This is a genomic window from Xaviernesmea rhizosphaerae, assembly GCF_001938945.1.
Lineage (GTDB): Bacteria > Pseudomonadota > Alphaproteobacteria > Rhizobiales > Rhizobiaceae > Xaviernesmea > Xaviernesmea rhizosphaerae.
In genome coordinates, this window is sequence record NZ_MKIO01000042.1 from 85,494 (window position 1) to 104,302 (window position 18,809).

The 18,809-nt window shown below is 66.5% G+C and carries 17 protein-coding genes; 11 read left to right on the forward strand and 6 right to left on the reverse strand.

Translation table 11 applies throughout. The features are described 5' to 3' along the window. Positions 1 to 145: 145 nt before the first annotated feature. The 3 genes from BJF92_RS23025 to BJF92_RS23035 all read right to left on the reverse strand — a co-directional run bounded on the left by BJF92_RS23025 (position 146) and on the right by BJF92_RS23035 (position 3,977). Positions 146 to 1,135: a substrate-binding domain-containing protein gene (locus BJF92_RS23025; protein WP_075637102.1), complete on the reverse strand. Its 990-nt coding sequence runs from the start codon at positions 1,133 to 1,135 to the stop codon at positions 146 to 148. A 180-nt stretch (positions 1,136 to 1,315) separates the two neighbouring features. Beyond that, on the reverse strand, positions 1,316 to 2,317 hold the full coding sequence (locus tag BJF92_RS23030) for an ABC transporter permease (RefSeq protein ID WP_075637121.1): 1,002 nt from the start codon (positions 2,315 to 2,317) through the stop codon (positions 1,316 to 1,318). Between the two features lie 181 nt (positions 2,318 to 2,498). Further along, entirely contained in the window at positions 2,499 to 3,977 is a 1,479-nt protein-coding gene (locus BJF92_RS23035) for a sugar ABC transporter ATP-binding protein (RefSeq protein ID WP_075637103.1), read from the reverse strand. Positions 3,978 to 4,236: 259 nt separating this feature from the next. Between BJF92_RS23035 and BJF92_RS23040 the strand changes: the two genes are divergently transcribed. Together BJF92_RS23040 and BJF92_RS23045 are read left to right on the forward strand one after the other, a co-directional pair. After that, the gene (locus BJF92_RS23040) at positions 4,237 to 4,806 is read left to right on the forward strand and encodes a helix-turn-helix domain-containing protein (protein ID WP_075637104.1); all 570 of its coding nucleotides are present in this window, start codon (positions 4,237 to 4,239) and stop codon (positions 4,804 to 4,806) included. A gap of 117 nt (positions 4,807 to 4,923) precedes the next feature. Continuing rightward, complete coding sequence (locus tag BJF92_RS23045) at positions 4,924 to 5,430, forward strand: GNAT family N-acetyltransferase (protein ID WP_075637105.1); 507 nt, start codon at positions 4,924 to 4,926, stop codon at positions 5,428 to 5,430. Between the two features lie 29 nt (positions 5,431 to 5,459). On the opposite strand, the gene BJF92_RS25670 is transcribed toward BJF92_RS23045, so the two are convergent. Next, a complete protein-coding gene (locus BJF92_RS25670; protein WP_158032262.1) occupies positions 5,460 to 5,633 on the reverse strand; it encodes a hypothetical protein in 174 nt (57 codons plus the stop codon). Between BJF92_RS25670 and BJF92_RS23050 the strand changes: the two genes are divergently transcribed. Next, entirely contained in the window at positions 5,632 to 6,066 is a 435-nt protein-coding gene (locus BJF92_RS23050) for a DMT family transporter (protein ID WP_075637106.1), read from the forward strand. The genes BJF92_RS25670 and BJF92_RS23050 overlap by 2 nt on opposite strands. 169 nt (positions 6,067 to 6,235) lie before the next feature. Here BJF92_RS23050 and BJF92_RS25400 read toward each other — a convergent pair whose 3' ends face one another. Next, the gene (locus BJF92_RS25400; protein WP_143524169.1) at positions 6,236 to 6,826 is read right to left on the reverse strand and encodes a hypothetical protein; all 591 of its coding nucleotides are present in this window, start codon (positions 6,824 to 6,826) and stop codon (positions 6,236 to 6,238) included. A 45-nt stretch (positions 6,827 to 6,871) separates the two neighbouring features. Between BJF92_RS25400 and BJF92_RS23060 the strand changes: the two genes are divergently transcribed. The 6 genes from BJF92_RS23060 (at position 6,872) to BJF92_RS23085 (ending at position 14,042) form a co-directional block, all read left to right on the forward strand. Further along, positions 6,872 to 9,316: a glucan 1,4-alpha-glucosidase gene (locus BJF92_RS23060; protein ID WP_075637122.1), complete on the forward strand. Its 2,445-nt coding sequence runs from the start codon at positions 6,872 to 6,874 to the stop codon at positions 9,314 to 9,316. Between the two features lie 149 nt (positions 9,317 to 9,465). Then, positions 9,466 to 10,932, forward strand: a complete 1,467-nt coding sequence (zwf, locus tag BJF92_RS23065) for a glucose-6-phosphate dehydrogenase (RefSeq protein ID WP_075637108.1) — start codon at positions 9,466 to 9,468, stop codon at positions 10,930 to 10,932. A gap of 3 nt (positions 10,933 to 10,935) precedes the next feature. Further along, a complete protein-coding gene (locus tag BJF92_RS23070) occupies positions 10,936 to 11,685 on the forward strand; it encodes an ROK family protein (RefSeq protein ID WP_078058343.1) in 750 nt (249 codons plus the stop codon). 354 nt (positions 11,686 to 12,039) lie between these two features. Next, the gene (locus BJF92_RS23075; RefSeq protein WP_075637109.1) at positions 12,040 to 12,249 is read left to right on the forward strand and encodes a cold-shock protein; all 210 of its coding nucleotides are present in this window, start codon (positions 12,040 to 12,042) and stop codon (positions 12,247 to 12,249) included. Between the two features lie 882 nt (positions 12,250 to 13,131). Then, on the forward strand, positions 13,132 to 13,410 hold the full coding sequence (locus BJF92_RS23080; protein WP_075637110.1) for a hypothetical protein: 279 nt from the start codon (positions 13,132 to 13,134) through the stop codon (positions 13,408 to 13,410). Between the two features lie 251 nt (positions 13,411 to 13,661). Then, positions 13,662 to 14,042: a DUF6481 family protein gene (locus BJF92_RS23085; protein ID WP_075633312.1), complete on the forward strand. Its 381-nt coding sequence runs from the start codon at positions 13,662 to 13,664 to the stop codon at positions 14,040 to 14,042. 280 nt (positions 14,043 to 14,322) lie between these two features. On the opposite strand, the gene BJF92_RS23090 is transcribed toward BJF92_RS23085, so the two are convergent. Continuing rightward, a complete protein-coding gene (locus BJF92_RS23090) occupies positions 14,323 to 15,141 on the reverse strand; it encodes an alpha/beta fold hydrolase (RefSeq protein WP_078058344.1) in 819 nt (272 codons plus the stop codon). A 385-nt stretch (positions 15,142 to 15,526) separates the two neighbouring features. On the opposite strand from BJF92_RS23090, the gene BJF92_RS23095 reads away from it, so the two are divergent. Beyond that, on the forward strand, positions 15,527 to 17,161 hold the full coding sequence (locus BJF92_RS23095; RefSeq protein ID WP_075637111.1) for a DUF1800 domain-containing protein: 1,635 nt from the start codon (positions 15,527 to 15,529) through the stop codon (positions 17,159 to 17,161). 2 nt (positions 17,162 to 17,163) lie between these two features. Then, positions 17,164 to 18,408: a DUF1501 domain-containing protein gene (locus tag BJF92_RS23100; RefSeq protein WP_075637112.1), complete on the forward strand. Its 1,245-nt coding sequence runs from the start codon at positions 17,164 to 17,166 to the stop codon at positions 18,406 to 18,408. Positions 18,409 to 18,809: the final 401 nt, after the last annotated feature.

Genomic DNA, 18,809 nt, shown 5'->3' on the forward strand with positions numbered 1-18,809 from the left:
AACTCTCGGGCTGAATAGGGGGACGGGCGCCCGGCTGGCGGGCCTGCCGATCGGCGCACCGGCCGCAAAGGCTGCGGCCGGTTTCTCTGTTCTGTCGTGGCATCGGCGGGTGCGAAACCGGGCTTGGATGCCGCGAAGTTCGCGGTTACTTGCGGCCCTGCAGCAGGGTATCGACGTTCTCGCTGGTGACCGGCGTCCAGGGAACGTTGTAGTTCTTGTCCTTGCCGTCGTTGAACGGCATGTCCTTGTAATGGGCCCAGATGTCGGACTCGGGCTTGTAGTCGCCCTTCTTGGCGTGGAAGATCGCCAGATCCATGGCGCCCTGCGCCTGGGCGCGGGCATCCTGCAGGATCGAGGTCATGGTGCCGTCCTTGACCGCGTGCAGCGCATCGGTGATGCCGTCGATGCCGGCAATGGCGAAGTCCGTCGGCTTCAGCTTGGCGGCCTTGATTGCCTCGATGGCGCCGAGCGCCATTTCGTCGTTCTGGCCGATCACGCCCTGGATCTGGCCGGGATGGGCCGTCAGCCAGTTTTCCATCAGCGTCTGGGCCTCGGCGCGCGACCAGTTGGCCGTCTGGTCTTCCAGCACCTTCACGTCAGGGCATTCGGCCAGCGCCTTCTTGTTGCCTTCCAGGCGCGAGATCTGGGCCGACTGGCCGATCGGACCTTCGAGGATGACGACATTGCCCTTGCAGCCGATCTTGTCGAGCACGGTCTTGGCTTCCATGTAGCCCGAGATCGTGTCGTCGGAGCCGACATAAGCGGCGAGCAGGTCTGAATTGACGCGGGTGTTGGAGCCGACGACAGGGATTTCCGCGTCATGGGCAGCCTGGACGGCGGTGGCGCCGGCCTCGATGTCGATCGGCACGAAGATGATCGCGTCGAATTTCTGCGTGATCATCGTGTTGAACTGTTCCTGCTGCACCAGCGCGTCATAGCGGCCGTCGAACACGGTCAGCTCCACCTGGCCGCTCTTGACGGCGGGGTGCTGTTCCAGCGCGGCGGTCCAGATCTGCATGAATTCGGCATTGAGGCCATAGGGCGCCGCGCCGATCTTCAGCTTCTTGTCCTGCGCCAGGCTCGGCGTGGCCATGAGGGCGGTGGCGGCCGCCAGCGCGATGAGAAGTTTCTTCATGTCGTTTCCTCCAGGGGTGGTCTTTCGAGGGAGCCTGTTCCAGCCTGTCCGTCAGGAAAGGGAACCGGCGGTCTGCTTCGGGCGCGCCCCTCCGAAACCCGGACGCGGCCCGCAACATGGGCGGCCGGGCGGCGCATCCGCCCGGGAATATGGTTAATCGGCCGTTATCATCGGATGCGATCAGCCGTGGTTGCGCTTCTGGTCCAGCATGACGGCGCCGACGATCAGGGCGCCCTTGAGAACCTGCTGGTAGTAGGACTGGATGCCCATCAGATCGAGGCCGTTGTTCATCACCCCGATGATCAGCGCGCCGATCAGCGTGCCGGTGATGCGGCCGACGCCGCCCGACAGCGAGGTGCCGCCGATGACCACCGCGGCGATGGCGTCCAGCTCATAGGCGATGCCGGCCTGGGGCAGGGCCGAACCGGTGCGCGCCGACAGGATCATGCCCGCCAGGCCCGACAGGCCGCCGGAGATGACATAGACCGAGAAGCGCAGGCGCGAGACCGGGATGCCCGAGGTGTTGGCCGCATGCGGATTGCCCCCCACGGCATAGATGTAGCGGCCGAAACGGGTGCGCGAGAGCACCCACCAGGACACCAGGAAGACCACGGCCAGCACCACGACCGGCATCGGCAGGCCGGCGACGCTGCCCGTGCCGATGAAGCGGAAATCCGGGGTGAGCGCCGGCACCGGCTTGCCGCCGCCATAGATCAGCGTCATGCCCCGCGCGGCCGAGAGCATGCCGAGCGTGGCGACGAAGGCCGGCACGGAAAAGCGCGAGACGATGGTGCCCACCAGCGCGCCGCAGGCCACGCCGACCAGAACGCCGATGGCGAGCGCCAGTACGGCCGGATAGGGCCCGCCGGGAATGGCCGCCGTGGCCGAGGTGGTGGCGAAGCTGGCCGCGACGATGCCCGACAGCGCCACGACCGCGCCAACCGACAGATCGATGCCGCGCGTCAGGATGACGAAGGTCATGCCGATGGCGAGAATGCCGTTGATCGAGGTCTGCAACAGCACGTTGGAGATGTTGCCGGGCGTCAGGAAATATTCGTTGGACACCGAGAGAATGCCTGACAGCAGCAGGAAGGCGATGAAGATGCCGTATTCCTGCAGGATCAGCCGTCCGCGCGCGGAGGTCGTCTCGGAAGGGGCGGGGCTGTTGTCGGTGACGGACACGGGATCGGTTCCTTCGGCAATGTCTTCTTCGGGACTGTCTGGCAGGGCTGCGGGCATGCGCTAGAGCAGCGGACTGAAGAACAGTCCTCAGTGCGATGCTCTAGATTTTTGTTTTTGCATCGGATTTTTCCGAAAACCGGTTCCCACTTTTCGGTCCGACGCTCCAGGTGGCAGGCCGCGCTCAGGTGGACAGGTTGACGAGCGCGGAGGCATCCACCGCGTCGCGCGCAAGGATGCCGGCCGAGCGCCCCTGGCGCATGACCATGATGCGATCGGACAGGCCGAGCACCTCGTCGATTTCCGAGGAGATCATCACCACTGTGCCGCCTTGCGCCGTGAAGTCGCAGATGATGCGGTAGATCTCGCGCTTGGCGCCGACATCGACGCCGCGCGTGGGCTCGTCGAGCAGCAGCACCTTGGGCTGGCGCAGAAACCACTTGCCCAGCACCACCTTCTGCTGGTTGCCGCCGGAGAGACCCGAGACGGGCATGGTGTCGCGCGCGGCCTTGATGGCGAAGCGGTCGATCATGGCGCGGGCCGCATCGGCCTCCGCGCGCCGGTTCATGGAGAAGCGCGGGCTCATTTCCGGCAGGCTCGCCAGGCAGACATTGTTGCGCAGGCTGTCGCCGAGATTGAGCCCGGTCAGCTTGCGGTCCTCGGTGACGAAGGCGAGGCCGAGATCCATGGCGTCCCTCGGCCGGCGCACCGTAATCGGCGTACCGGCAAGGCGGATGATGCCTTCCGAAGGCGTGTCCAGGCCGAAAAGGCAATTGAAGATCTCGGTGCGGCCCGAGCCCATCAGCCCGTAAATGCCGAAAACTTCGCCCCTGTGCGCGGTAAACGAGACCTTGTCGATCTTGCCGGGCGCGGTCAGGTTTTCCACCTCCAGCCCGGGCTCGTCGGTCGGCACATTGGTCTTGTAGAATTCCTCGCCCAGATCGCGCCCGACGATCATGCGGATCAGGCCGGGGCGGTCGATGTCCGACAGCAGCCCGTCGCCGATGAAGCGGCCGTCCCGGAAGACCGTGTAGCTGTCGGCGATCTGGAAGATTTCCGACAGGCGGTGCGAGACATAGACGATGCCCTTGCCTTCGGCCTTCAGCCGCTCGATGGCGACGAAGAGGTGCTGCGCCTCCTTCTCGCCGATGGCGGAGGTGGGCTCGTCCATGAAGATCACGTCGGCATCATGGGAGAGTGCCTTGGCGATTTCCACGAGCTGCACCTGCGCGACCGAGAGATGCATCATCAGCGCGCTTGCGCGGATGTCGAAGCCCAGACGGTCGAGCAGCGCCTGGGCCTTGCGGTTCATGGTCTTGAAATCGATGCCGCCGAAACGGCCCGACGGCTCGCGGCCGAGATAGATGTTTTCCGCCACGCTCATATGCGGGATCGGGCTCAGCTCCTGCTCGATGATGGCGATGCCGGCCGAAAGCGCCTCGGCCGGCGAGGAATAGACGACGTCGCGCCCGCGGGCCCGGATCGTGCCGCCATCGCGCTGGTGGATGCCCATGAGGATCTTCAGGAAGGTGGACTTGCCCGCGCCATTGCCACCGCACAGCGCATGGACCGAGCCGGGCTTCAGCCGCAGCGCGCCGTCGCGCAAGGCGGCCACGCCGCCGAAGGACTTCTTCAGCCCTTCCACCTCAAGCAGATAGGTCACGGATCTTCCTCCACGCGGCCCGCCTTGTGGCACAGCCGGCGACCGGGCGACCTCCATCGCCCCGTCTGATGTTTGACATTATTCGGCAGGCAATCGACAAATGTCAATCAAGGATCGTCGCCGCTCTGCGAAGGGGTGTGCTGCACTGCGAAGTGGAGTGAGTCACCTTGCGCGCCTCTCGCCCGCGCCGGCCCGGCGGCCTCGAGCCTTTCCCTCTTCCGTCTTGCCATGTCCTGACGTCGTCCACTATGATGGACGGATGACAGAGATCCAGGACCTCGACCGCCGCATCGGCGCCCGCATCCGCATCGAGCGCGACCTCCGGGGATGGTCGCTGACCGATCTGGCCGAACGGGCCGGTGTGTCGCGCGCGATGATCAACAAGGTGGAGCGCGGCGAAAGCAGCCCAACCGCCCAGCTTCTCGGCAAGCTCTCCGGCGCCTTCGGGCTCAGCATGTCGACCTTGATGGCGCGGGCCGAACGCGGGCAGGGGCGCCTTGCGCGCCGCGGCGAGCAGCCGCTCTGGACCGATCCCGAGACCGGCTATCTCCGCCGCCAGGTCTCGCCGCGCACCGAACTGCCGCTGGAGCTGGTGGAAATCGTGCTGCCGCCGCGCGCCGAAGTGGCCATGCCCGCCGCCGCCTATGCCTTTCAGCGCCACCTGATCTGGGTTCTGGAAGGCGCATTGATCTTCACCGAGGGCAGCCTGCGCCATGAGTTGCAGGCCGGCGACTGCCTCGAACTCGGACCGCCCGTCGACTGTCGCTTCGAAAACCGGACGGAGACGCCCTGCCGCTACGCCGTGACCTTCTTGAAGATGGCCGGTTAAGGACTAGCCCGACCCGCGCGGAAGCAGGCTATCGCGCCAATCTCTCAAAAATCGCTTGCATTCTTCTGTCCATTATTTTAGACGATTAGTCTCAAATAATGGACGAAGGGGAGCATGATGGAACTCCGCGATGCGATCCCGGCCGATCTCGCCGGCATTACCGAGATCTATAATCATGCGGTGCGCGAGACCACGGCGATCTGGAACGAGACCGAGGTGGATCTTGCCAACCGCATCGCCTGGCATGCCGATCGCCAGCGGCTGGGCTATCCCGTGCTGGTGGCGGTGGAGGGCGGCGAGGTGCTCGGCTATGCCTCTTTCGGCGACTGGCGCGCCTTTGACGGCTATCGCCACACGGTGGAGCATTCCGTCTATGTGCGCGCGGATGCGCAAGGGCGGGGCCTGGGCGTCGTGTTGATGCAGGCGCTAATCGACCGCGCCCGGGCGCTGGGCAAGCATGTGATGATGGCCGGCATCGAGGCGGGCAATCGCGGCTCGATCCGCCTGCACGAGAAGCTCGGCTTCCGCCAGGTCGGGCTGATGCCGCAGGTGGGCACGAAGTTCGGCGTCTGGCTGGACCTCGCTTTTCTCCAGCTGGTGCTGGACGATCGCGCGGCGCCCTGAAGCATCCTTCGATCGGAGCGAGACGACGATCAACCAGATGATGCTTCAAAGAAAAAGGCTTGAAATGCGCACGTCTGACTCAATCCGCTCAGCGCCAGCAGGGCATTTGGACGGGAGGTCGTCCGCCGTCCGATGCTCTGGTTTTTAAGGTCTTGCATCGGATTTTTCCGCAAACCTTTCCCTTTTTGCTCCGAGGTTCTCATGGTCTTCCTGCTTCTGGTGGCCGCCGGCGGTGCGCTGGTGCTGCAAAATCTCGCAATGAGCGCGATCGCCGCGCGCGCCTCCAGCCTGCTGATCCCGCTTCTGCTGAATTCGATTACCGGGCTCTGCCTGTTTCTCGGCCTGTTGCTCTGGCAGGCCGGCCCGGCGGGGCTGAAGGAACTGGCGCAGGTGGCGGATTGGCGCGCCTTTCTGCCAGGCCTGCTCGGCTCCTTCTTCGTGCTGGCGAGCCTGATGGGCTATCAGCGGCTTGGCGCGGCGTCCACCATCGCGCTGCTCATCGCCAGCCAGCTTGCCTGCGGCCTTCTCGCCGACGCCGTCCGCTTCGGCCCTGCCAGCCTCAAACCCATGACGCTGTTCGGAGCCCTGCTTCTGGCCGCGGGCGCCGCACTGGTGGTGAGCCGCGCCGGGCGCTGAGCCCCTGAAAGAAAGTGGTTTCACGGCTCTGGCCATCCAATGCGAACAAAATGCCTGAGCGTCGTCTGCCTGTGATTTTTTGCCCACTCGCCAGTCAAGGCGCGGCACAAACGGCCTCGTCGCGCGTTTCCCGCCTGCGAAATCGTTGACTGCCTGAGGACAGCCCGCCTCAGGTCAGCAAAGAGGGGCCACGTGACCGCGGCGCTTCGTCCTCGGCAAGGCTGGGCGCCAGCATGACGCGGCGCATGGCGGACAGAAGGCTCGGCATGGTGGCGGCTTCAGCCTCTCGCGCCGCCCAGCCTTCCAACGTGCCGCCGGCCAGGCCGGCCTCGTCGAGCGTCCTGTCGATCAGGCGCGTGACATCTTCGGGATGACGGCAGAACCGCCGCGCCATGCGGCCGAGTTCCTGGCGAAGCCGTTCCTCCCCTTGTCGGTCATGTGAAAGATCGCCCGAGGGATCCTCGCACCGATTATCGGCGCCGCATGTCGCCATGGCCATCATCTCCATCTTCTTGTTGTCGGGAAAATGCGCGCGGGCCAGCCCCGGTTCCTGTCCGCCAGCGTACGGACGCCCGCAGCGCCGGGCTTTGCAGCCGGCTGAAAGGCTCTTAAGCGAGGACGGCGGGCCCCGCTTCCGCCAATTGATTAAGTATCTGTAATGAAACAATTTCGCATGGATGTGCATTATCAGTAGGTTCGACAATGCAGGGTGGGGCGCCACGGCGCCCGGCCCCGTGAAGAGCCGCGTGGCCGCGTTCACGCCGATTTCGCAATGCCAATTCGCAATGCCGGGGGGCCTGCCGCCATGTCATCCGAACCTGTCCTGTCAGCCGCGATCGCTGCTCCGGGCGCGCCCGGCATCGCCGGACGCTGGACCTCCAGCGCCAAGAGCGGGCTCGGAACCGCGCTTTCCGCCGCCTCTCCCGTCTGGTTCACGCTGAGCCACGGCATCGTCAACGAGGTCTATCATCCGCGCGTCGATCTCGCCTGCACCCGCGATCTCGGGCTTTTGGTGACGCGCGACGACGGCTATTTTTCCGAGGAGAAGCGCCACGCCGCCCATGCCTGCCACTGGCTGCATGACGGCATTCCCGCCTTTCACCTTGAGAACGTGGCGCGCGATGGCGCCTATGCCATCGACAAGACCGTGCTGACCGATCCGCGCCGGCCGGTGCTCCTGCAGAAGATCCGCTTTCGCCCGCTGGCGGGGTCGATTGCGGACTATCGCGTCCATGCGCTGCTCTCGCCGCATCTGGTCAATGCCGGGGCCGGCAATTCGGCCTGGACCGGGCATTACAAGGGGTTTCCCATGTTGTTTGCCTCGGGCAAGGGCCAGTTTCTGGCGCTGGCCTCCTCTCTGCCCTGGGCGGCTATGTCGGCGGGCTATGTCGGCCAGTCCGATGGCTGGCGTCAGCTGTCGGAAACCGGGCGGCTGGCGCCCTATGGGCGCGCGCTTGACGGCAATGTGGCGCTGACGGGCCTGATCGGCTTCGGGCCGCAGGAGGATGCGGCGCTTCTCGCGCTCGCCTTCGGCGCCAGCGAGGCGGAAGCCGGCTATCACGCGCTTGCCAGCCTGCAGGATGGCTATGAGGGTGCGGCGCGGGCCTATGTCGCCGGCTGGCAGGCGTTTCAGCGCGATCTCCTGCCGCTGGAATCGGGCGGTCGCAAGGGCGCCCATCTCTACCGCGCGAGCACCGCCGTGCTCGGCCTTCACCGCTCGCTCGCCTTTCGCGGGCCCGCGGTGGCCAGCCTGTCCATCCCCTGGGGCTTCAACAAGGGCGATGACGATCTCGGCGGCTATCACCTCGTCTGGCCGCGCGATCTGGTGGAAACGGCCGGCGGCTATCTCGCCTGCGGGCTGACGGAGAACGCGCTGGAGATCCTTGCCTATCTGCGCACCATCCAGGAGGAGGATGGCCACTGGCCGCAAAATGCCTGGCTCGACGGCACGCCCTACTGGACCGGCGTGCAGATGGACGAGTGCGGCTTTCCCTTGCTGCTGCTCGATGCGCTGCACCGCATGGGCACGCTGACGGGGGAAGATCTGGCCGCCTATCTGCCGATGGCCGAGCGCGCGGTCGCCTATCTCCTGCAGAACGGCCCCGTGACCGGGGAGGACCGCTGGGAGGAGGATGCCGGCTATTCCCCTTTCACGCTAGCGGTGGAAATCGCCGCACTTCTGGCGGCTGCCGATACGCTGGAGGCCTGCGGCCGGGCGGCTGGGGCCGCGCTGGCGCGTGAGACCGCCGATTGCTGGAACGAGCAGATCGAGCGCTGGACCTATGTGCGCGACAATGGCACCGCCCGCGCGCTGAGCATCGAAGGCTATTATGTGCGCATCGCCGCTGCCGACACGGCCGATGCCGCCTCGCCCAGCCATGGCTTCGTGCCGATCAAGAACCGCCCGCCCGAAAGCGGGACCTATGCGGCCGACGCGATCGTCAGCCCGGACGCGCTGGCGCTGGTGCGCTTCGGCCTGCGCGCGGCCGACGATCCGCGCATTCTTGCCACAGTCAAGGTGATCGACGCCAAGCTCTGCGCCGCGCTGCCGCAGGGGCCGGTCTGGTATCGCTACAGCGAGGATGGCTATGGCGAAAAGGCCGATGGCGGCCCCTTCGACGGCACCGGCATCGGCCGGCCCTGGCCGCTTCTGACCGGGGAGCGCGCCCATTACGAGATCGCCGCCGGCCGTCTCGACCGGGCGGGCGATCTCCTGGAAACCTTCGCCGCCTGCGCCGGCCCCGGCGGGCTTCTGCCCGAGCAGGTCTGGGACGGCGAGGATCTGCCCGAGCGCGAGCTAATGCGCGGCGGCCCCTCCGGCAGCGCTATGCCGCTGGTCTGGGCGCATGCCGAATATATCAAGCTGCTGCGCTCCCTCAAGGATGGCCGCGTGTTCGACATGCCGCCACAGGGGCCGAGGCGCTATCTGCGCGATGCCACGGGTTCGGCCATTCGCATCTGGCGCTTCAACAACCGCATCCGCGAAATTCCGCCGGGCAAGGCGCTGCGGCTGGACCTGACGGCGGCGGCGACGCTGCGCTGGAGCGCGGATGACTGGACGAGCGTGCAGGAAAGCCGCACGGCCGCGCCGCTCTTCGGGCTGCACAGCGTCACGCTTCCCGTCGCCGATCTGCCGGCGGGAACGCGCATCGCCTTCACCTTCTTCTGGACCGAGGCCCAGCACTGGGAAGGCGAGGATTTCGCGGTGGAGGTGGTGGCGGAGCCCGAAGCGCCGTCGGCCGTCGGCTGACGGTTCGGCACCGTCGCGGCGTCGGTTCCGGGCCGCGACGGCGCGATGACAGCAGACGGGAAGGAAACGGCTTTCGCGCAGCCTTTGGTCAGGCCCGGCCGTTTCCACCCCCGGTCCAGGAGACCCTGGGCCTCAAGAAGGAGAGACTGATGACGGACGCTCATAGCGACACCATGGCCGATGCCCATTCGCACACCCCGCATTCCGACGCACTCGTGCTCTTCGGCGCCACGGGCGATCTCGCCCACAAGAAGATTTTCCCCTCGCTCTACCAGATGGTGGCGCGCGGCCATCTCGATGTGCCCGTGATCGGCATCGCCTTTGACGACTGGCCGCTGGAAAAGCTGGTCGCCCGCGCCCGCGACGGCATCGCGCATGCGCTGGGCGAGGTGGATGAGACTGTCTTCGGCCGGCTCGTCGCGCTGCTGTCCTATGTCAGCGGCGACTATCGCGATGCCGCCACCTTCGACCGGCTGAAGGCGGCGCTCGGCGCGCGCCACCGGCCGATCTTCTACCTCGCCATCCCGCCGAGCCTGTTCGAGACCGTGGTGCGCTCGCTGCAGCAGGCCGGGCTGACGAAGGATGCGCGGCTGATGATCGAAAAGCCCTTCGGCCATGATCTCGCCTCCGCGCGCGATCTCAACGCCATCCTGCATTCCGCCTTTCCCGAAAGCGCGCTGTTTCGGATCGATCATTATCTCGGCAAGGAGGCAATCCAGAACCTGCTCTATTTCCGCTTCGCCAACAGCTTCCTCGAGCCCGTCTGGAACCGCGACCATATCGACAGCGTCGAGATCACCATGGCAGAGGATTTCAGCGTGGAGGGGCGCGGCAAGTTCTATGATGAGGTCGGCTGCCTGCGCGACGTGGTGCAGAACCATCTGCTGAACGTGCTGCTGCTGCTCGCCATGGAGCCGCCGGCAGGACACGCGGCCGACGATCTGATGGACGAGAAGCAGCGGGTGCTGAAGGCCATGCCCGCCTTGTCGCCCCCGGATATCGTGCGCGGCCAGTTTCGCGGCTATCTCGACGAGCCGGGGGTGAAGCCGGGCTCGACGGTGGAGACCTTCGTCGCCGTGCGCTTCCGGGTGGACACCTGGCGCTGGCAGGGCGTGCCCTTCTATATCCGCGCCGGCAAGAACCTGCCGGTTCACGCCACCGAAGTGGTGGTACGCTTCAAGCGCCCGCCGATCGACGTGTTCGATCCTCTGGCCGGCGCGGGCAATTATGTGCGCTTCCGCATCGCCCCGCAGGTGGTGGTGGCGCTCGGCGCGCGGCGCAAGATGGCGGGCGACGCCATGATCGGCGAGCCGGTGGAACTGCTTGCCGTGGATGACGACAGCGCCGACATGCTGCCCTATGAGCGCCTGATCGGCGATGCGATCGCCGGCAACAAGCAGCTCTTCACCCGGCAGGATATCAGCGAGGAAGCCTGGCGCGTGGTCGCCCCCGTGCTGGACGATCCGATCCCGCCGCCGGTCTACGCGCCCGGCACCTGGGGGCCGGAAGAGGCCATGACCGATTTCGGCCCGCCGGGCGGCTGGCACGCGCTGGAAGCCGCGCCGAAGGGCGCGCCTGCGACCAGCATGTCGCCCACCCATCCCGTGAAGAGCTGAACCATGACCCCGCACGATCTGAAACCGGATGTCCTCAGCACATCCGACGCTGCAAGCCCCCTCGGCGATCATCGCCCCGAAGCCGCCCCGGCCGTTCTCGCCATCGATATTGGCGGCTCGCATGTGAAGATCCGCACCCAGGCGGTGGAGGAGGAGCGCCGGGTCGAGTCAGGCCCCACCATGACGGCGGCAGAGATGGTCGCGGCGGTCAAAAGCCTCGCCGATGGCTGGCATTATGATGTGGTGTCGATCGGCTATCCCGGGCCGGTGCACGACAACAGGCCGTCGCGCGACCCCGCACATCTGGGACCCGGCTGGGCCGGCCATGATTTCGCCCAAAGTTTCGGCCGGCCGGTCAAGGTGGTGAACGACGCGCTGATGCAGGCCATCGGCAGCTATCGCGGCGGGCGCATGCTGTTTCTGGGCTTAGGCACCGGGCTCGGCATGGCACTGATTCTGGAAGGCGTCTGCCATCCGCTGGAGGCCGGCCACCTGCCCTATCGCAAGGGCAGGTCCTTCGAGGACTATGTCAGCGAAGCGGCGCGCGAAGCACGCGGCAAGAAGAAATGGCGCGATGCCGTGGCCGATGTGGCGCAGCGGCTGGATGCTGCCTTCCTGCCCGACGAGGTTGTGATCGGCGGCGGCAATGTCGAGCATCTCAAGACCCTGCCGCCCCGCTGCCGGCGCGGAGACAATGCCCTGGCCTTCCTGGGCGGCTTCCGCCTCTGGACCGAGCCGAAGCTGGTGCTGTGACAGGATCTCGTGGCGGGCCGATGCGAAAGGCCCGGCAGACGATGGGGTGCAGCCGCGGGGCTGGGCCCCGAAACCGCGCTGACCCCTCGCAAGACAAGGGATCGACGGCCAACACCTGCCGAACATACTGCCCGTCGCGGCAAAGTTTTTTTCGCCCGATCGGCGAATTTCAAATAAAAATTTGACAATAAAGGCGGTTGCCTCTATAACCAGCTCATCGATCTTTTCTTGCCGAGCTTTTGTTACCGCGCGATTGGCACCGCGCTTTGAGCGAACCCTCCCTTTAAAATGTCGTTATCACCATCCGCAGGGCTTCCGTCCTGTGGTCGTTTATTTGCTATGAGAGGGTTCAACATGACCACTGGCACCGTAAAATGGTTCAACTCCACCAAGGGCTTCGGCTTCATTCAGCCGGACAACGGCGGCGCTGACGCCTTCGTTCACATCTCCGCCGTCGAGCGCGCTGGCATGCGCGAAATCGTCGAAGGCCAGAAGCTGAGCTACGACCTCGAGCAGGACCGCAAGTCCGGCAAGATGTCGGCCTGCAACCTGCGCGCCGCCTGATTTCGCTTTTCCGCCTGAGGGGCTGACCTTCGGGCGGGGCTGCTGCGACAGGGAAGAGACCTGGAGCCCATGCGGGTTTCGGCCTTCCCGATGCGGCGAAAGACTGCCGTTGTTGGGTGATACCCCCGACGCGGCGACAAAAATGCGGGGCAGCGTGCCGTTTCCGGTTCGTTGCTCCGTCGATCAAGAGATCCGACACGGCGGAGAATCCGGCGCCCCTTGGGCACCGCTGGATGGTGCAGGGCTGGAAACCGGCTTTGCGACGCGAAACGCGCCAGCAGCCTCCGGCTACAAGCTTCCGCCAAAAGCCCACACTGTCAAACGGCCGATTGCGCTAGACCGATCAGATAGATCGCGGCGCAGGACGGCTCGACACAACCGGCCGATCTCCGGGCACCTTCACGACTTTGACCACGGATGAAATGGCACTGTCGATGGATGGAGACCCAAGCGAGGTCAGGCACTCTTGCCTGGCCTTTTTTGTTTCCGGCGCTGTTGCGTCGCGTTCTTGCTCAGCGGAGGCGGGCGCTCGGAACCGAAGCCGCGTTGCAGGCTTCCGGTCAAACCCGGTGCTCAAAAGCCCGTGGCGATCTTTCTCGGTCGCGCCTCACGCTTTGAGTGATTGCTTTTCAGCCTGTCATGCGCGCAGGGCCGGCAACCTCTTTTTAAAAAAATCCGATGCGGAAACCAAAGATAACCCATCGGACTGCCCATGATTTTCAGCGCCATGCGTAAGAGCGACGGACGGAGCAGCCGTTCCGGTCCGATGCACCGGCAGCGCGGAATGCCCAAAGGACCATCGCGCGATAGGCCGCGCGACAGGCAGAAGGTCATCCGAAACAGAAATTGTCCCACGCCATGCGCGTGGCGAGGAGGAACAGCATGAACAACACCTTCAGCAAATCGCGCCAGCAGGCCGAAATCGCTTTTGGCAAGACCCAGGGCCGGACCGCGCCGCAGGACCAGGCCCGCGCCTCGTCCCGCGACCGCGCTTTCGACGAACTCGATTCGATCAAGGCCGCCCGTGAGGCAAAGACCCTGAGATTGCGCACGGCGCGTCTTGCCATGGAAATTGGGGCCAGGGAAATTGTGGCCAAGGAAATTGGGGCCAGGGAAATTGGGGCCAGGGAAATTGGGGATGGTCTACAGCATCGTGACTAGGATAAGACGCAGCTTGCTGTCATAACGGCAACCTGCATGACAGGCAGCGGCCCGGTTTTCCGGGCGGACACCGCGCCTTGCGGATCCTGCAAAGAGGCGGGACGCCGCCTTCGGGACAATCCGATGCACGGAATAAATTCGGAGCACCAGTCCGATGCTCTGGCCAGGCATTCACGCTCCGCCCCGCCGCCCTTGCGACGCGCGGGGAAACAGGCTGATGCACACTTTCGATTTTCTATGGATGGAAACTTTTGAAGAACGCCCGCAACAATGAACTGACCGACCGCCGCCAGAGTGCCCAGGAGGCCAAGGCCGCACAATTGAAGGCCTATCGCGACGCCCAGGCCCAGCCCGATCCCGAGCGCGCCGCCCGCCAGGCCGAACGCGCCGCCGTGGCCGCCGCCCGCGAAGCCCGCCGCATCGAGCGCGAGGAAGCCAAGCGCGCGGAAAAAATCCGTCTGGCTGAGGAAGCCGCTGCGCGCGAAGCCGCGCTGGAAGCCGAAGCCCGCGCGGAAGCCGAGGCCCGCGAACTGGCCGAAAAGACCCGCATCGCCCGCGTTGTCGAAGACGAAGCCGCCCGCAAGGCCGAGCGCGACCGCCGCTACGCCGCCCGCAAGGCGCGCAAGAACTAAGGCATCTGACGGAAAGCGGGAACCGGTTTTCGGAAAAATGCGATATGAACGGTCAGTTCTATAGCATCGGTCTGAGAATCGTCCTGTGCGGCCCATGACACGACGCTCTGCGACCTTGGCTGGCCCCCTTGTATCTTCCCGCTGTCGCTTGTGAGAGATTTGAGCGACAGCGGGAAGATACAAGGGGGCGCCTCGTCGCACAAACACCTTTGTCGTGTCCTGTGGAGCTGGTTGCACGCGAAAGGCTTCAGGCGCGCCTGAGCGTCGCCGCTCCGATGGTTCAGCGCGGCCCCACCCCCCTCAGGAAACGCGCGAGCAGCCCATCGAATTCCGCCGACCTGCCGCGGAAGGGCGCATGGCCGGCACCCGGGATGACATGGGTGCGGCCGTCCCAAAGATTGCCATAGGCGGCGCGGGCGACGAAATCGAGATTGACGAAGGGCTCGTCGGCGCCATTGACCACGGCAAGCGGCACGGGGGCTTCGCGGGCGAGGCGGCTCTGGTCGTCGCCGGTGCCGGCCAGGAAGGCTTCCACCATCATCCGGCGCGCCCGCCCGTCGGTGCGCGCGACCATGGCGAGAAACGCCTCCTTGAACGGTTCGCCGCAGGTGGCGCGGGCATAGAGCGCCACATCCTCGGGCGAGAAATGCTCCTTCCCGCTCAGGCCCGCCGCCTCGCCGGCCAGGAAGGCCTCGCCCAGCGTCTCGCGCGTCAGCGGCGGCGTGCCGGTGATCATCAGGCCGCGCAGGCCGGGAAAGCGCTTTATCATCTCCAGCCCGACATGGCCGCCCAGGGACCAGCCGAAGACTGCGGCCTGCGCAGTGCCGAGCCGCTCCAACAGCTCCACCATGGCCTGCGCATAGCCTTCCATCGAATAGGTTCGGCCTGGATCGATCGCGTCGGACGAGACGCCATGGCCCGGCAGGTCCGGCACGATCAGCCGCCACTGCCGGCCGATGTCGCCCTCCATCTGCTGGCGGAAGACGATACCGGAGGCGGAATTGCCATGGATCATCAAAACCGGCAGGCCCGGCCCGTCGGTCATGCTGACGGCGATCGTGGCGTGGCTGGTCTCCACCCGGGCGCTGGTTATCGGCATGGTCGGCCTCCGGCTGTTTCGAAGCTTAAGGCGTCCGCAGGGGCGGCGACCGGCTTCGATCCCTGTTGTGATGCAATCGTGAAATCCCGGGCGCCCGCAATCCTTCGCGCGGCCCGGCTTCCTGCGTGCCAGATTGGCCCGGCGGGGCCGGCGCCGTCAACGCGGGAGAGGGGCGCCGTGCAAAAGGTTTGCGGGTCTGGCTCGTGGCCGCACGCCCCGCACCGCCTCCCGATCCCTGCCGCGAAAAGATCACATTTCCCGACCGACGGATCGCGCTCGGCCGCGCGTCCAAGGAACATCGATGCGCCGCCTTTCGCGGCGTGCCCATTGCAGGATGCCCGTTTGTGCCGGTCAGGCGCTGCCGGGCCGGAAAGGTCGGTTCGCCATGGAGACATCCGCTGATCGTGTGACATCCGCTGATCGTGCGACATCCCCTGATCTCGAGGCGGCGCTGGTGCTCTGGCGCTTCGGCCTCGGCCCCCAGGCCGGCAGCCTCGCTGCACTCGGGCGTGCTGCCCGCGATCTCCTGAAGGAGGAGATCGCCGAGCGGGCCGTGCCCGTGCCTGTCGGGCCGCGCCTGCAGTCCTCCGCCGCCCTGCTCGAGGCGCTGCGGCTCTATTCCGAGGCGGTGAAGGCCGAGCGCGAGCGCGCGCCGGGCTCCCCGGGCGCAGCCGCCGCCATGGCGCCCCCCGGCCAGGGCGCGCCCGCCTCCGCCCGGCCGGTCCAGCCCGCTTCGGTCGATCCGGCGAAGATGCCGCCGCCCGTGCCGGTTCCCGCTGCGGGCATGGCCGAGGGCATGTCGGCGCAGAAGCAGCCGGCCACCGCCCCGGCGCCGCAAATGGCCGCCCAGCCTGCGAGCAAACGCCGCTATCTGCCGCAGGAAATCCTGATCGCCGAAGCCGAGGCACGGTTCAGCGGCACGATCCATGCCCCGCTGATCGGCTTCGGCGAGCGGCTCGTCCAGTTCTGGGCCAACCATTTTGCGGTGGCCACGGGCAAGGGCGGCGAGGTGCATATTCTCGCCGGCGCCTTCGAGCGCGAGGCCATCCGCCCGCATGTCTTCGGCCGGTTCGAGGAGATGCTGCAGGCGGTGGAAAGCCATCCAGCCATGCTCGCCTTTCTCGACAATCAGCAATCGGTCGGCCCGCAATCCCCCGTAGGGCTGAAGGGCAAGCAGGGGCTGAACGAAAACCTCGCCCGCGAGATCCTGGAGCTGCATACGCTCGGCGTCGCCGGCGGCTACAGCCAAGGCGATGTCACCGCGCTCGCCCGCATCATCACCGGCTGGACGGTGGCGCGCGGCGAGAAACAGCCTGACACTGTTCGTGGCCGCTTTCTCTTCCGCGCCGAAGCGCATGAGCCCGGCGACCAGACGGTGATGGGCCTGACCTATGCGGCGGGCGGCGTGGAGCAGGGGCGGGCGGCGCTTGCCGATCTCGCCCGCCATCCGGCCACGGCCCATCATCTGGCGCTCAAGCTCGCCCGTCATTTCATCGCCGACGATCCGCCGCCGGCGCTGACGGATCGTCTGGCCGCCGCCTATACGCGCAGCCGAGGCGATCTCTCGGCCGTCTATCTCGCTCTCGTCGAGGCGCCGGAGGCCTGGAATCCGGCCCTGACCAAGATCCGCCCGCCGCTCGATTATGTTAGCCTTCTCCTGCGCACGACGGGGCTGAAGCCGAAGCCCGAACAGGTGCTGCAGGTGATGAAGGCGCTCGGACAGCCGCTCTGGGACCCGTCCGGCCCCAATGGCTTTTCCGACAAGAGCGAGAATTGGGCTTCGGCCGAAGGTCTGGCCACGCGGCTGGATGCCGCCAGCCTCTTCGCCGGCCAGGCTCTCGGTCAGTCCGGCGGTCAGTCCGGCGGCCAGCCGGGCGGCGATCTCGATCCCCGCAGCTTCCTCGCCGACCGGCTGGGGCCGCTCCTCAGCCCGGAGACGCTCAAGACCGTCTCGCGCGCCGAAACCCGGGCGCAGGGCCTGACGCTCGCTTTCCTTTCCCCCGAATTTCAAAGGCGCTGACCATGCTCTGCGATCCGCTCACCCCCACCCGCCGCGCCGTGCTCGGCGCTTCCGGCGCGCTGTTTGCCTGGGCCTTCATGCCGCGCCTGGCCAGCGCCGCCGCCACGCGGGATCCGCGCTTCGTCACCATCATCCTGCGCGGCGCGCTGGATGGGCTCACCGCCGTGCCGCCGACAGGCGATCCCGATTATGCCGATCTGCGCCGCGAGATCGCGCTTGGGGGGCAGGGACCCGGCGCGGCCCTGCCGCTCGATGGCTTCTTCGGCCTCCATCCCTCCATGCCGCAATTTCACCGGCTGTTCCATGCCGGCCAGGCCGCCATCATCCATGCCTGCGCCACGGGCTACCGCGACCGCTCGCATTTCGACGGGCAGGACGTGCTGGAATCGGGCTTTCCCATGCCCGGCCATGTCGAGACCGGCTGGATGAACCGGCTGATCGGCGCTCTGCCGGCGGGCGAGCGCGTGGCGCCGCGCGCCGGTCTCGCAGCCGGCGCGACCTCAGGCGGAACGCTCGGTCTCGCGGTCGGCGCCACGCCGCCGCTGCTCATTCGCGGCGCTGCGCCGCTGCTCGGCTGGGCGCCATCCGTGCTGCGCCCGGCCGATGGCGATATCGCCGCCCGGCTCGCCGATCTCTATGGCCAGAGCGATCCGCTCCTCGCCGGGCTCCTGCAGCAGGGCATCGACACGGGCAAGATCGCCAGCGGCCTCAATGGCAAGGCGAAAGGCGGCCCGGGCGATCCCGACGGCATGGAGCAGATGGCCATGGGCACAGCCCGGCTGCTGGCGCGCGAGGACGGCCCCCGCGTGGCCGCGCTCGCCTTCGAGGGCTGGGACACCCATGCCCAGGAGGTCGATCGGCTGGGCAAGCTGCTCGGCGGCCTCGATCGCGCCTTTGCCGCCTTCGAGGCCGGCCTGGGACCGGTGTGGAAAGACACGGTCATCCTCGTGGCCACCGAATTCGGCCGCACGGCCCGCATCAATGGCACGGAGGGCACCGACCACGGCACAGCCACGGTCGCCTTTCTCGCCGGTGGCGCCGTGCGCGGCGGCCGTGTTCTCGCCGACTGGCCGGGCCTGAAGCAGAGCGCGCTCTACGAGGCCCGCGATCTGGCCCCGACCACCGACCTCAGGGCCGTGGCCAAGGGGGTGGCGGTGGAGCTCCTCGGCCTCTCCGCCACGCCGCTGGGCCAGACGGTCTTCCCCGGAACGGAAGGGCTCGCGCCGCTGAAGGGGCTGATTGCTTGATCATCTGAGCGCTTGACGGGGGAAGGGCGGGGCGCGAAAGAGACGGCCCGCCTCGCGGGGCCGACGCAATAAGGACGGCGCTCCAGCGCGGCGCGCTACTTCCCGGCTCGCTCCCGTCGGTCCAAGGAAGGTGCCGGCCATGGCTCTTCGGCGCGCGGAGCCTGCTCAATCTGGCAATTTGCGCCGCTTTCTCCTCTTTTTTTCCAGTTCTCAGCCAGTTTCAGTCCGCTCTGATGCCTAAATGGGCCCTGCTGCGGGGAGGATCGCCCTGCCAACTAAGGGTCTCCGTCAGTTTTTCCCTTTAGTTTTCAGTCTCTTAACCAGTTCCGTCATTTTTCTTTCATTTCCTGTGTTGACGTTTCGGGTTTGGTGGCCGTATAAGGCGCTCATCGAACGAGGGG